A 12,854-nucleotide genomic window follows, 5' to 3' on the forward strand; every position below is an offset into this window, starting at 1 on the left:
CTCAAGGTATCCCACGACAATAACAACAGGCTTACCGATGAGCCCCCCTGAAAAAATGAGCCTCAGCCCGCTGCGCAAGTTCGTTTCTCCTGAAATCATGTTCGGTGCCGGCTGCCGGCACAATGTCGGCAACTACGCCAAGACCTTCGGCGCCCGCAAGGTGCTGGTGGTCACTGACCCCGGGGTCATCGCCGCCGGTTGGGTCGGTGATGTCGAAACCAGCCTGCAAGCCCTGGGCATCGATTACTGCATCTACAGCGACGTTTCGCCCAACCCACGGGTCGAGGAAGTCATGCTCGGCGCCGAGACGTACCGTGAAAACCACTGCGACGTGATCGTCGCGGTCGGTGGTGGCAGCCCGATGGACTGCGGCAAGGCGATCGGCATCGTCGTCGCCCACGGTCGCAGCATCCTCGAATTCGAAGGCGTCGACACCCTGCAGGTACCCAGCCCGCCGCTGATCCTGATCCCGACCACGGCCGGCACCTCGGCCGATGTGTCGCAGTTCGTCATCATCTCGAACCAGCAGGAGCGCATGAAGTTTTCCATCGTCAGCAAGGCGGCGGTGCCGGATGTGTCGTTGATCGACCCGGAGACGACCCTGAGCATGGACCCGTTCCTTTCGGCCTGTACCGGTATCGACGCGCTGGTGCATGCCATCGAGGCGTTCGTCTCCACCGGCCATGGGCCGTTGACCGATCCTCACGCGCTGGAGGCGATGCGCCTGATCAACACCCATCTGGTGCAGATGATCGCCAACCCGGCCGACGTCGCCTTGCGCGAGAAAATCATGCTCGGCAGCATGCAGGCCGGGCTGGCGTTTTCCAACGCGATCCTCGGCGCGGTGCATGCCATGTCCCACAGCCTCGGTGGCTTCCTCGACCTGCCACATGGCTTGTGCAACGCGGTGCTGGTGGAGCATGTGGTGGCGTTCAACTACAGCTCGGCGCCGGAGCGTTTCAAGGTGATTGCCGAAACCCTGGGCATCGATTGTCGCGGGCTCAACCATCGACAGATCCGCACGCGGCTGGTGGGACACCTGATTGCCCTCAAGCACACCATCGGTTTCCACGAAACCCTCGGCTTGCATGGGGTGAGTACCTCGGATATCCCGTTCCTGTCGCAACACGCCATGCATGACCCGTGCATCCTTACCAATCCACGGGAGTCGAGCCAGCGGGATGTCGAGGTCGTCTATGGCGAAGCCCTCTGACGGACAGCAAAAGGCTCTCGCCGGGCTGCTGGGATTGGGCAATCATTCGACGCGCAAGAGCCATTACCCGGAGCTGGCGGCGCGTCTCGCCGAACTGGAACAGGCCCGCCAGCATCTGCAGCAACTCAACGACCAATTGGAGCAACGGGTGGCGGAGCGCACCGATGCGTTGCTGGAGGCCAACCACAACCTGCAACAGCAGATCGCCCAGCGCGAGTTGGTCGAGCAACAGCTGCGCGATGCCCGGGACGCCGCCCAGGCCGCGAACCGCAGCAAGGACAAATACCTGGCCGCCGCCAGCCACGATCTGCTGCAACCGCTCAACGCCGCGCGGTTGCTGATTGCTACATTGCGTGAACGCCAGATGCCTGCCGCCGAGCATCTGCTGGTGGAACGCACGCACCAGGCGCTCGAAGGCGCCGAGGACCTGCTCACCGACCTGCTGGATATTTCCCGGCTCGACCAGGCCGCCGTCAAACCCGACCCGGCGCCGTATCGGCTGGATGAGCTGCTCGCGCCGCTGGTGTCGGAATTCCAATCGGTGGCCGGCGCCGCGGGCCTGGAATTGCGCGTGCGATTCGCCGATGAGGCGGTGCTGACCGACCTGCGTTTGATGACCCGCATCCTGCGCAATCTGCTCAGCAACGCCTGTCGCTACACCGACCAGGGCGGCATCCTCCTGGCGGCGCGGCGACGGGAAGGGCGCTTGAGCCTGGAGGTCTGGGACACGGGCAGGGGCATTGCCGACGATTGCCTGGAATCGATTTTCCTCGAGTTCAACCAACTGGATGTCGGCCGCGCGGCGGACCGCAAGGGCGTTGGCCTGGGGCTGGCGATCGTCGAGCGTATCGCTCATATCCTCGGCTACCGGGTGCGGGTGCGTTCGCGGCCGGGACGCGGCTCGGTGTTCAGCATCGAGGTGCCATTGTCTGCCGAAAAGCCAATGCCCCTGACCCACGCGCCTGCTCAGGCCGTCGCCGGAAACCCGTTGCCCGGGCGCCGGTTACTGGTCATCGACAATGAGCTGAGCATTTTGCAGAGCATGGCGGCACTGCTCGGGCAGTGGGGGTGCGAAGTCCTGACCGCCACCGACGAAGCGGGCGCCTTCGATGTGCTGCAAGGCCGCGCACCGGAGCTGATCCTGGCGGATTTTCACCTCGACCATGGGGTGGTCGGCTGCGAGGTGGTCAAGCACCTGCGCGAACATTTCCAGCAAGCGATCCCCGCTGTGATCATCACCGCCGACCGCAGCGACCAGTGCCGCCGTGCCTTGCGCAAGCTGAATGCGCCGCTGCTCAACAAACCGGTCAAGCCGGGCAAGTTGCGTGCGGTGTTGAGCCAGTTGTTGGGGTAGCCGGTCTTCAATTAAACCTGTGGGAGCGAGCTTGCTCGCGATAGCGGAGTGTCAGGCAAACATGTTCCGGTTGACCCACCGCCATCGCGAGCAAGCTCGCTCCCACAAAGGCATCGGAATGGATAACAATACTTTTCGTTATGTTATCCTCTTTCTTTTGGCAGGAATTCTCATTCCTGATCCTGCAAAGCCCCCGACTCCTGAGTATCGCCATGAGCCTATCCCCAAGCGCGACAAGCCCGTCCGCTGTCATCGCTCCAACCCTCGCCTCCAGTACTGCAACAACCGCGACGCGCCTGCTCGCCATCGATGCCCTGCGGGGTTTTGTCATGTTGCTGATGCTGGTCGACCACGTCCGCGAAACGTTCCTGCTGCACCGCCAGGTCACTGACCCGATCGATGCATTGAGCGTGACCCCGGACCTGTTTTTCAGTCGTTTGCTCAGCACGCTCTGTGCGCCAGTGTTCATCTTCCTTACCGGTTTGTCGGCCTGGCTCTACAGCCAGAAACACACCCCCAGCGAGACTTCGGTGTTCCTGCTCAAGCGCGGTCTGTTCCTGGTATTCCTGGAGCTCACCTTCGTCTGTTTCGCCTGGAACGCCGAGTTTCCGCCGAAGACTCTGTGGCTGCAGGTCATCTGGTGCATCGGCATCTGCATGATCGCCCTGGCGGCGTTGCTGCACTTCAAACGCAGCTGGCTGATCGTGCTGGGCGTGGCCATCGTTGCCGGGCATAACCTGCTGGATGGTGTGGTGCTGGGGCCGGACTCGCCGTTTTTTGTGCCGTGGTCGATTCTTCATCAGCGGTCGTTCATCGAGATCACCGAGTTCACCCGGGCACGCACCACCTACCCGGTGTTGCCATGGATCGGCGTGATCCTGCTGGGTTGGGCGATCGGGCCATGGTTCGGCAAGGACATCGAAGCGGCCACGCGAGTGCGGCGCCTGCTCAAGGTCGGCATCGGCCTGCTGGTGGCGTTCGTGTTTATCCGTTATCTCAACGTCTACGGTGACAAACCCTGGGTCCAGACCGGGGATGCACTGCGCACCTTCATGAGTTTCATGAGCGCGACGAAGTACCCGCCGTCGCTGATGTTCCTGATGCCGACGCTGGCGGTGGGCCTGATCCTGCTGGCGCTTTTCGAAAAAGCCCAGGAGAAGGGCAGCATCGCGATTCTGGCCATTTATGGCGGCGCGCCGATGTTCTTCTACCTGCTGCACCTGTACGTGCTGAAGGCCATGTATCTGGTGGCAGTGTTTATCTGGGGCACCAATCAGGGCGCTTATTTTGGCTTCGATCACTTGCCGATGGTCTGGTTGTGGAGCGTGTTGTTGAGCGTCGTCCTGTTTTTTCCAACGCGTTGGTTCGCAGCGTTGAAACAACGTCGGCGCGACATCGCGATCCTCAAGTACCTCTGATTTCGGGGCGGAGCGCGTATCCACGGCGCGCAACCGAGCCATTAAAACGCCGTCATTTGGTCGGCGTTTTTACCTCGAATGCAAAAATGCGCTTCGGTCTGCTTATTTCCTTCTGTAAACTCCCCCCGCTGCGACAATCGGGCACGGCCTTGGCAGGCCCGATCCAGACCGTTTTGCAGTGTCCCTCACCCAGCTGAAGCCAAGACCTACAAGAAGTCAGCGCCGGAGAGACATAAATGTGAGGCCGATATTGCTCGGCCCCTGTAGGTCCTTCCTCCAGTCCATCGATCCCCGCCCGCTGGCCATGCCGGCATGGGTGCGGACCCTGCTCGAACAGGATTGGGGGACGGAATGGCGTTCCACCCTAGGGATACACACATGTTGAAGAAAACACATACGGCGCTGCTGGGCCTGGCGATGGCGATGGGTCTTGCGACCACGCACGCCGCCGAGCCGAAAAAAGTGGATGTCTTGCTCATTGGCGGCGGCATCATGAGTTCGACCCTCGGCGTCTGGCTCAATGAGCTGGAGCCGGGCTGGACCATGGAAATGGTCGAGCGCCTGGACGGTGTTGCCGAAGAGAGCTCCAATGGCTGGAACAACGCCGGTACCGGGCACTCCGCCCTGGCCGAGTTGAACTACACGCCGGAAGACAAGAACGGCAAGGTCGACATCTCCAAGGCTATCGAAATCAACGAAGCCTTCCAGATTTCCCGTCAGTTCTGGTCCTGGCAGGTCAAGAACGGCGTGCTGAAGAACCCGCGCTCGTTCATCAACTCCACCCCGCACATGAGTTTCCTGTGGGGTGACGAGAACATCGCCTTCCTGAAGAAGCGCTACGACGCTCTCCAGGCCAGCCCGCTGTTCGCCGGCATGCAGTACTCCGAAGACCCTGCGCAGATCAGCAAGTGGGTTCCGCTGATGATGCAAGGGCGTGACCCGAGCCAGAAAGTCGCGGCCACCTGGAGCCCGCTGGGTACTGACGTGAACTTCGGCGAAATCACCCGCCAGTTCGCTGCCCACCTGCAAACCAAGCCGAACTTCTCGCTCAAGCTGTCCAGCGAAGTGGAAAACATCACTCGCAACGAGGATGGCTCCTGGCGCGTTTCGTACAAGAACCTGAAAGACGGTACCGAAACCGAGACCGACGCCAAGTTCGTGTTCATCGGTGCCGGTGGCGGCGCGCTGCACCTGCTGCAGATGTCGGACATTCCGGAAGCCCGTGAATACGCCGGTTTCCCGGTGGGCGGTTCGTTCCTGGTAACCGAAAACCCGACCGTCGCCCAGATGCACCTGGCCAAGGCGTACGGCAAGGCTTCGGTTGGCGCGCCACCGATGTCGGTTCCGCACCTGGACACCCGTGTGCTCGACGGCAAGCGCGTGATCCTGTTTGGCCCATTCGCCACGTTCTCCACCAAGTTCCTGAAGAACGGTTCGTACTTCGACCTGCTGACCAGCACCACGACCCACAACGTGTGGCCGATGACCAAGGTCGGTATCGAACAGTACCCACTGGTTGAATACCTTGCCGGCCAGCTGATGCTGTCGGATGAGGACCGCTTCAACGCGCTGAAGGAATACTTCCCGGACGCCAAGCAGGAAGACTGGCGCCTGTGGCAAGCCGGCCAGCGCGTGCAGATCATCAAGCGTGACGAAGAGAAGGGCGGCGTGCTGAAACTCGGTACCGAAGTCGTCGCTTCCCAGGACGGCAGCATCGCCGGTCTGCTGGGTGCCTCGCCAGGCGCCTCGACCGCTGCACCGATCATGCTGAGCGTGCTTGAGAAGGTGTTCAAGGACAAGGTAGCCACCCCGGCCTGGCAGGAAAAACTGCGCCAGATCGTACCGAGCTACGGCACCAAGCTGAACGACAATCCTGAGCGCGTCGCACAGGAATGGGCCTACACCAGCGAAGTCCTGCAACTGGACCCGCCACCGGCTATCGGCAAGCCAGGCACCGCGGTAGCACCGGCCCAACCGGCTGCTCCTCGCGAGGCCAACCCAGCGGCCGACATGGCGCTGTAAACCGGACGCTGTCTGGTGAGGTACAAAAACGCCGCTCATTGAGCGGCGTTTTCATTTGCAGGCTCGCCCCCCTGTGGGAGCGCCTGCTCGCGAAAGCGTTGTGTCAGTTTGCTTAAATGTCGAATGTGCTGCCGTCTTCGCGAGCAGGCTCGCTCCCACAGGGATCAGTGGTGAGGCTCGACCTCGTGGGCGCCCCGAAACCGCGCATCAAAATCCTCGGCCAACTGCGCCAGGGTAATGCTGCCCAGACGCTTGAGCAGCAACGCCTGGGCCTCGTCGAAGGCGTCCGTCAGCGCCGCATTCACCGCTTGTTCCACCAGGCATTGCGGGTGGTCGGTCGACAGGCCAAGCGCAAAGATCGATGTGCTGCCCAACGCTTGATGAATATCCAGCAGCGTCATCTCCGAGAGCGGCTTGGCCAGGGCCCAACCCCCGCGATGGCCCTTTTCCGATGTGACGTAACCCTGTTCCTTGAGCAATGCCATGGTCCGGCGCACGACCACCGGGTTGGTGCCGAGCATCTGCGCGAGGGTGTCGGAGGTGGCGGATTGCTGGTGGCGGTCCATGTGGATCAATACATGGAGCATGCGGGACAGGCGTGTGTCGTTTCTCATCGGGCTGACAGATTCCATGACTGGGGCAGGTGGGAGTATTACCCGTAATCGCAAAAGTTACGAGACTGTTGACAGCGGCTTTTCAAGAAACTTACGATGTGTCGAGACTTGCCGTGCCATCGAAACCACTCTTGGAGATCGCTCATGGAATACGACGTCATCATTGCAGGCGGCAGCTATGCCGGTATGTCCGCGGGTCTGCAACTGGCCCGCGCCCGGCGCAAGGTGCTGGTGATCGACGCGGATGAGCGTCGCAACCGCTTCGCCGCGACATCCCATGGTTTTCTCGGGCAGGACGGTCGTGCTCCAGACGATATAGCTGGCGACGCCCATGTTCAGCTCATGGCGTACCCGACGGTTGAATGGGTTCGCGACACCGCGACCCAAGCCAGCAGGGATGCCGAAGCTTTTATTGTCGAGACCGCAAACGGCCTGCGTTACCGTTCTCGCCGGCTGTTGCTGGCCACAGGCGTGATTGATGACTTGCCCGACGTGCACGGGCTGACTGAGCGCTGGGGCAAAAGCGTCTTCCATTGCCCGTATTGCCACGGCTACGAGTTGGACCAAGGGCCGATCGGCGTTCTCGCAACCTCGCCGATGTCACTGCACCACGCCCAGATGCTGCCCGACTGGGGGCCGACGACGTTCTTCACCAATGGCGTGCTGGAGCTTGATCCGGAGCAACAAGCGAGCCTCGATCAGCGTGGCGTCACCGTGGTGACCGAGCGAGTGGCGCGTATCGAAGGCGAGCGGGCCGACGTGGTACTGGCCAACGGTCGGGTGGTCGCCATCGACGGCCTGTTCGTCTTGCCGCGTACGCGGGTTGCCAGTCCATTCGCGGCAGCCCTGGGCTGCGCGTTTGAAGAGGGTCCGCTTGGCGCATTCATCCAGAGTGACCCGATGACCCGGGAAACCAGCGTTCCGGGCATATTTGCCTGCGGCGATGCGGCCATGCCGTTCGGCTCGGTCGCGCTGGCCGTTGGCGATGGCGTGAGGGCGGGCTCGGGGGTACATCGGTCGCTGATCTTTCAAGCCCACCCTTGAGTTTCACACTTGAACAGCCCCGGTTGCCACGGCAAAGGCGAGCATTACCAGGCTGACGCCCCAGGCCCAGAAAAACGTGTAGGCCATGTGCTTGCGTAATTCTACGCCGGACAGTGCCAGGGCCAGATACACGCTGGGTACCACCGGGCTGATGGAGAAGCCGGTGTTCTCACCGATCAGCATGGCCCGGGCCACCGCTTCGAGAGGAACGCCAGCGGCGATGGCGACGTCCTTGATCACTGGCAGCAGGGCGAAATAGTAGGCGTCCGGCGAGAAGATCATTCCAAGGGGGACGCCGAAGAACCCGACAATCACATGCAGGTATTGGGCAGCACCGGCGGGCAGGATGTCGATCAGCGCCAAGGCCATGCCGTCTGACATCTTCGCTCCGGAGAGCACACCCAGCAGCACGGCGGCGGCCATCATCACCAGAACCATCTGCAACGCGTCGGACGCATGGGCCTTGAGGCGTTCGGCCTGGGCGTCGAGGGACGGGAAGTTCAAGGGCAGGGCGATGCCCAATCCGACCATGAAACAGGCGTACAGCGGAAAGATACCGGTGAACAGGCACAGCAGAATGCCGCCGGTCAGGGCCACATTCAGCCAGTAGCGCAGCTGCCGGGGAGACAGACTGAATTCGCGGCTTTGCATTTGCAGGTCGTCCATGTCACGCGTCGCGGCCGCGCCCAGCGACATCGGTTGGCGCCGCTGGGCGCGCGACCCCAGTATCGTCGCCACCCCGAGCATGCACACCAGGCCCACCATCTGCACCGGCAGCAACCCCAGCCACAGCTCGGTGGCATCGAGCCCCGACACGGCAGCGGCCCGCGCAGTCGTCCCGCCCCAGGGCACCATGTTGATGACCCCGGCCGTGGTACCCACCAGGCACAACAGCATCGTCGGGCTCATGTTCAGGCGCTTGTACAAGGGCAGCAGTGCCGGGATCGTCAACAGGAACGTCGCGGCGCCGACGCCGTCCAGATGCACCACTGAAGTCACCAGAACGGTAACCAGCGCCACCGCCAGGGGCTTGCCGCCCGTGCTGCGGATCAACAGGTTGACCAGCGGATCGAACAACCCACGGTCGCGCATGATGCCGAAGAACAGGATGGCAAACAGAAACAGCGCGGCGGTCGGCGCGACGGTGACCAGGCCGGCCTTGATGAACTCGCCGATCTGCGCGAGGTTGAAGCCGGCGAGCAGGCAGACGACCACGGGAAGGGTGGTGAACGCCACCACCGGACTGATCCGGCGCAGCAATATCAGCCCGATAATGGCAAGCATCATCAGGAAACCCAGGGTTGTAATCATGTTGCAGCCTCTCTTTTTATTGTTGTCGGATGGTGTTGCAGGCGGCGAGTAGCTCAGTCTTCCGGTCCCGGCAGGCGCACGGCCAGGAGCAGGTAGCTCAGGCTTTTTCCATGGCGGTCGAGACCGCAGCTTCGATTCACGCCGCCTTCCAGGGCGTCCTCGAGCACAAAGTTCAAGGCCTTCAGGTTCGGCAGTTCATAGCGATGCACCCTGGAGGGCTGGCGCGTGGCGAACTGCTCGGCGACGAGCTCGCAGGTCAGCACCCGAAGCAGCCAGGGATAATGGGCCGGGTCGTGGGGAAATACCGCGATGCTGAGGATGTTGCCTTTGTCGCCGGCACGGGCGTGGGCGAAGTCGGCGAGGGTCACCAGGCTCATCAGTACCACTCCAGGGCTGTATGGATTTCATCACGCGGCAGCAGGAAGCTGCGGGTGGTAACGGTTTCTGCGAGGTGGCGCCGGACGCCACCGCCGCCAGCCGGTCCGTTGGTGTAGAGCGACTCGACCTCTGCCAGGAGGGTTTCGAGCAGCGATCGGTCAGTGTGGGTCAGGCCGATACGCACCCGCACGTCCTCCAGCAAAGGCACCTCGGCCAGGTGTTTTTGCAGATAACGGCCACCCTGGTCGTTGAACAGGCTGGCGACTCCCGACAGGTCGATCCAGGGCTGTACACCTGGCGCCAGACGATCGAAACGCTGCAGCAGGATGTCGCGCGCCAGGGCGGCACGCGCCACGGCACCGGGGCCTGCATAGGAAATCTCGGCCTCGCCGAACCAGAGTCCGCGCATACCCGCCAGGCCCTTGAGGGTGTCGGGGCGCGGATGGCCGATCACGCCAGTGACTTCCACCCGGTCGTTCCCCAGGTCCTGTACGTGGGCGGCGCCCAGATCCAGCACGACGTCCGGCGTCAGATAACGTCGCGGGTCATGGACTTCGTAAAGCAATTGCTCCTTGACGGTCTGCTCGCTGACTCGTCCGCCGCTGTTGCGCGTCTTGCCGATGATCAAGCGGCCGTCCTGGTGAATTTCGGCGATCGGGCAGCCGAGGTTCGCCGGATCCGGGATGTCTTTCATTCCGGGATGGGCGAAATAGCCGCCAGTGACCTGGGCGCAGCATTCCAGCAGGTGTCCGGCGGCGGTCGCGACGGCCATTTTTTGCCAATCGTCAGCCTTCCAACCCAACCCATGGCGGATCGCGCCTACCGCCAGGGACGGATCCGCAACCCGGCCGCACAGCACGATGCCAGCGCCCTCGGCCAGTGCCAAGGCGATGCCGTCGGCCCCGGTATAGACGTTCACCGAAACAGGCTGTTCATCGGTACTCGACGACAGCCATTGTTCATAGCGCGGAGGCGTTTCTTCGAGCAGGTCGTCGCCCAGTACGCAGGCGATTTTCAGCGCCGGGAAACGGCCGGCCAATTCGTCGCGCAACCGTTGCGCGGCGGCCCTGGGGTTGGCTGCGCCGCCGTTGGTGATGATCGCAATGCCGGCTTCGATGCAAATGTCCAGCATGGGTTCGAGGAAGTCGAAGAGGCGCGCGGAGTAGCCCGACCGTGGATCGAGGCGCTTGCGCAATTGCGCCTCGGCGAGGGTCCGTTCAGCCAGCAGCTCCAGCATGATGTAGCGCTGGCCGCTGCGTTGCGCCAGGTCCTGGGCCAGGCGTAGCGCGGCGTCGGGCCGATCATTGGCAAAACCTGCGCCACACCCGACGAGAATTGTTTTTGTCATGTTCGTGTTCCACTGAAGGGTGGCCCCATAGTGGAGAGACAGAATTAATCTGTGAATTTTAAAGATAGAATCAATTGATCCAGTAATTTTATGAGCCGGCCATGAACGTTTCTTTCCGACAGCTTCGAGCCTTCATCCTCATCGCCGAGACTTCAAGCTTCACCCGCACCGCGGAACAGCTGCATCTGTCACAACCGGCGCTGAGCTACAGCATCCGCAAACTGGAGGAGAGCATGGGGTTGCAGTTGCTTGCGCGTAATACCCGCAGCGTCGAGTTGACGCCAGCCGGCGAGCATTTCCTGCCCCAGGCCAGGCGCATGCTGCGGGACATGGACGATGCCGTGCGCGATGCTCGCGACACCTTGAGCCTGAGTCGCGGCACGCTTCGGCTCGCGGCCTTGCCCACGGCTGCCGCGTCGTTTCTGCCGATCGCCATGGCTGCTTTCCAGCGTGAAAACCCCGGTGTGACGGTGAGCCTGCTGGATGGCCGCGCCGGAGAGATCCTCGGCTGGGTACAGCGCGGCGAGGTAGACGCCGGCATCAGTTCGCTGCCTGACGACATGTCTGGGCTGAGCTTCGAGCGCCTGTTGGATGACAATCTGGTACTGCTGAGCCACAAGCGCTCGCAGGGTGACGGCCAGGATGAGTGGACGCACCAGCCCTACATTGCCCTGACGCCTGACACGAGCATCCGGCCTTTGGCTGACGCGGCGCTGCGCTATTTGAACGTGGATGCAATCCCAGCCTGGGAGGTGGCGCATATGAGCACGGCCACGGCGCTGGTACGTGAGGGGCTGGGATTCTCTTTGTTGCCGGCCAGTTGCACGGCGGTGTTCAACATCGGCGAACAGTGCGCTGTAACCCCGATCGATCAGCCGGCCAAGCGCTCGATCGGGCTGTTGCAGCGCAAGCCGGTGGCACAATCGCCGTCGTTGAGCCAGTTCATGGGACATGTGCGGCGGGTTTTGCGGGGGGGTGAGGCGGGCGCTTGATGTGGGGCCGTCTGCCGCCTTCGCGAGCAGGCTCGCTCCCACATTGATTGCGGCGCACGCGGATTCTTCGTTCACCCGGACCCTTCGTGGGAGCGAGCCTGCTCGCGAAGGCCAAGCCCGCTCAGCACCGGTCATTGAGTACCGAACATCGCCGTCCAGTAGATCCCCGCATCACTTTTCGGGTCCACCGCATACCCGGCTCCCAGTTCGCGAAATTGCGGGTTCATCAGGTTGGCACAATGCCCGGGGCTGGCCAGCCAGCCGTCCACCACTTTCAAAGCCGTGTCTTGCCCGGCGGCGATGTTTTCGCCGATGGCCTGGCCCAGGTAGCCGGCCAGTTCGGCGCGGTCGCCGGGCGTGCGGCCATCGCGGTCCTTGTGGTCGAAGAAGTTGTTGTTGGCCATGGCGCGCGTGTGATTCACCGCCGCCAGGGCCAGGGTGGCGTTCCAGGCCAGCGGAGTGGTCGCGGTGTAGGCCTCGGTGCCGCAGCGGCGCGGTTGCGCGCGGGCGCTGTTGATGAGTTTGAGCAGTTTCTGGCCCTCGGCTTGCCAATCGCCCAGTCGCGCCGACAACAGCGGGCGAGCCAGGACGATGCGCCATTCGCGGTCCAGTCGGCTGACACCGACGTCAATGAACTGCGGGTCCAGCACGACCTGGCAGAAACTTTCCTGCACGGCCTTCATCGCCGCTTGCGCGTCGCGCGGCCCGGACAGGCTGATCGCTTGCACGTTGACCATCGGATAGGCCGCCCGGGCCAACGCCTGTTGCAGATCGCCGATGCCATTGGCCGACAGGATCAACCGCGAATCCATCGCCAGCGGCGGCAGCTCCAGGGACGCCTGGCCGGCGCAGCTCTGGGACTGGCTGCGGTAGAGGTTGATGGACTCGACCAGTTTTGTCTCTTCGGTGGCTACCGCACTGACGGCGAACGTCAGCCCCAGCGACAGCGCGGCAAGACGCATGACGGAAAAAATCGCACGCATGTAAATCTCCCTTGAGCGGACGGCGCCTATGATGCGCAATTTTTGCCCCGCTGGGGCAACGGTATTCACGCTCTTTTGAAATCCCAGGGACGGCACCGTTTGGTACCGTTCGGGACGCTCCTCAAGTAGTGGGATCAATTTTCAGGCGAATAGGTCCATTTTCATCGTCTCAAGGCC

At 62.5% G+C, this 12,854-nt stretch carries 11 protein-coding genes; 6 read left to right on the forward strand and 5 right to left on the reverse strand.

What is annotated here, in order from left to right; genetic code table 11:
* Positions 1 to 55: 55 nt before the first annotated feature.
* The 4 genes from ercA (at position 56) to mqo (ending at position 6,007) form a co-directional block, all read left to right on the forward strand.
* Positions 56 to 1,213: an alcohol dehydrogenase-like regulatory protein ErcA gene (ercA, locus tag J3P94_RS13440; protein ID WP_434574167.1), complete on the forward strand. Its 1,158-nt coding sequence runs from the start codon at positions 56 to 58 to the stop codon at positions 1,211 to 1,213.
* Positions 1,197 to 2,567: an ATP-binding response regulator gene (locus tag J3P94_RS13445; protein ID WP_434574022.1), complete on the forward strand. Its 1,371-nt coding sequence runs from the start codon at positions 1,197 to 1,199 to the stop codon at positions 2,565 to 2,567. The genes ercA and J3P94_RS13445 overlap by 17 nt, the downstream gene beginning before the upstream one ends.
* Before the next feature lie 212 nt (positions 2,568 to 2,779).
* Positions 2,780 to 3,985 carry a DUF1624 domain-containing protein gene (locus tag J3P94_RS13450; RefSeq protein ID WP_434574024.1) on the forward strand — a complete coding sequence of 402 codons (1,206 nt, stop codon included), beginning with the start codon at positions 2,780 to 2,782 and terminating at the stop codon, positions 3,983 to 3,985.
* Between the two features lie 378 nt (positions 3,986 to 4,363).
* Complete coding sequence (gene mqo, locus J3P94_RS13455) at positions 4,364 to 6,007, forward strand: malate dehydrogenase (quinone) (RefSeq protein WP_434574026.1); 1,644 nt, start codon at positions 4,364 to 4,366, stop codon at positions 6,005 to 6,007.
* Between the two features lie 164 nt (positions 6,008 to 6,171).
* Here mqo and J3P94_RS13460 read toward each other — a convergent pair whose 3' ends face one another.
* Positions 6,172 to 6,621 (reverse strand): Rrf2 family transcriptional regulator, encoded by a 450-nt coding sequence (locus J3P94_RS13460; RefSeq protein ID WP_434574027.1) that lies wholly within the window; start codon positions 6,619 to 6,621, stop codon positions 6,172 to 6,174.
* Between the two features lie 144 nt (positions 6,622 to 6,765).
* Between J3P94_RS13460 and J3P94_RS13465 the strand changes: the two genes are divergently transcribed.
* Entirely contained in the window at positions 6,766 to 7,665 is a 900-nt protein-coding gene (locus J3P94_RS13465; RefSeq protein ID WP_434574029.1) for an NAD(P)/FAD-dependent oxidoreductase, read from the forward strand.
* Between the two features lie 3 nt (positions 7,666 to 7,668).
* Here J3P94_RS13465 and J3P94_RS13470 read toward each other — a convergent pair whose 3' ends face one another.
* Genes J3P94_RS13470 through J3P94_RS13480 form a run of 3 tightly spaced genes read right to left on the reverse strand, consistent with a single transcriptional unit; the run spans position 7,669 to position 10,702 of the window.
* Positions 7,669 to 8,976, reverse strand: coding sequence for a CitMHS family transporter (locus tag J3P94_RS13470; RefSeq protein ID WP_434574031.1), 1,308 nt, complete (start codon positions 8,974 to 8,976; stop codon positions 7,669 to 7,671).
* Between the two features lie 53 nt (positions 8,977 to 9,029).
* Positions 9,030 to 9,353 (reverse strand): AtuA-related protein, encoded by a 324-nt coding sequence (locus J3P94_RS13475; RefSeq protein ID WP_434574033.1) that lies wholly within the window; start codon positions 9,351 to 9,353, stop codon positions 9,030 to 9,032.
* Positions 9,353 to 10,702 (reverse strand): acyclic terpene utilization AtuA family protein, encoded by a 1,350-nt coding sequence (locus J3P94_RS13480; RefSeq protein ID WP_434574035.1) that lies wholly within the window; start codon positions 10,700 to 10,702, stop codon positions 9,353 to 9,355. The genes J3P94_RS13475 and J3P94_RS13480 overlap by 1 nt, the downstream gene beginning before the upstream one ends.
* A 101-nt stretch (positions 10,703 to 10,803) precedes the next feature.
* Between J3P94_RS13480 and J3P94_RS13485 the strand changes: the two genes are divergently transcribed.
* A complete protein-coding gene (locus J3P94_RS13485; protein WP_434574037.1) occupies positions 10,804 to 11,694 on the forward strand; it encodes a LysR family transcriptional regulator in 891 nt (296 codons plus the stop codon).
* Positions 11,695 to 11,825: 131 nt separating this feature from the next.
* Here J3P94_RS13485 and J3P94_RS13490 read toward each other — a convergent pair whose 3' ends face one another.
* Entirely contained in the window at positions 11,826 to 12,677 is an 852-nt protein-coding gene (locus J3P94_RS13490) for a CAP domain-containing protein (RefSeq protein ID WP_305500875.1), read from the reverse strand.
* Positions 12,678 to 12,854 lie beyond the last annotated feature (177 nt).

The organism is Pseudomonas sp. Z3-8, assembly GCF_051131975.1.
Taxonomy (GTDB): domain Bacteria; phylum Pseudomonadota; class Gammaproteobacteria; order Pseudomonadales; family Pseudomonadaceae; genus Aquipseudomonas.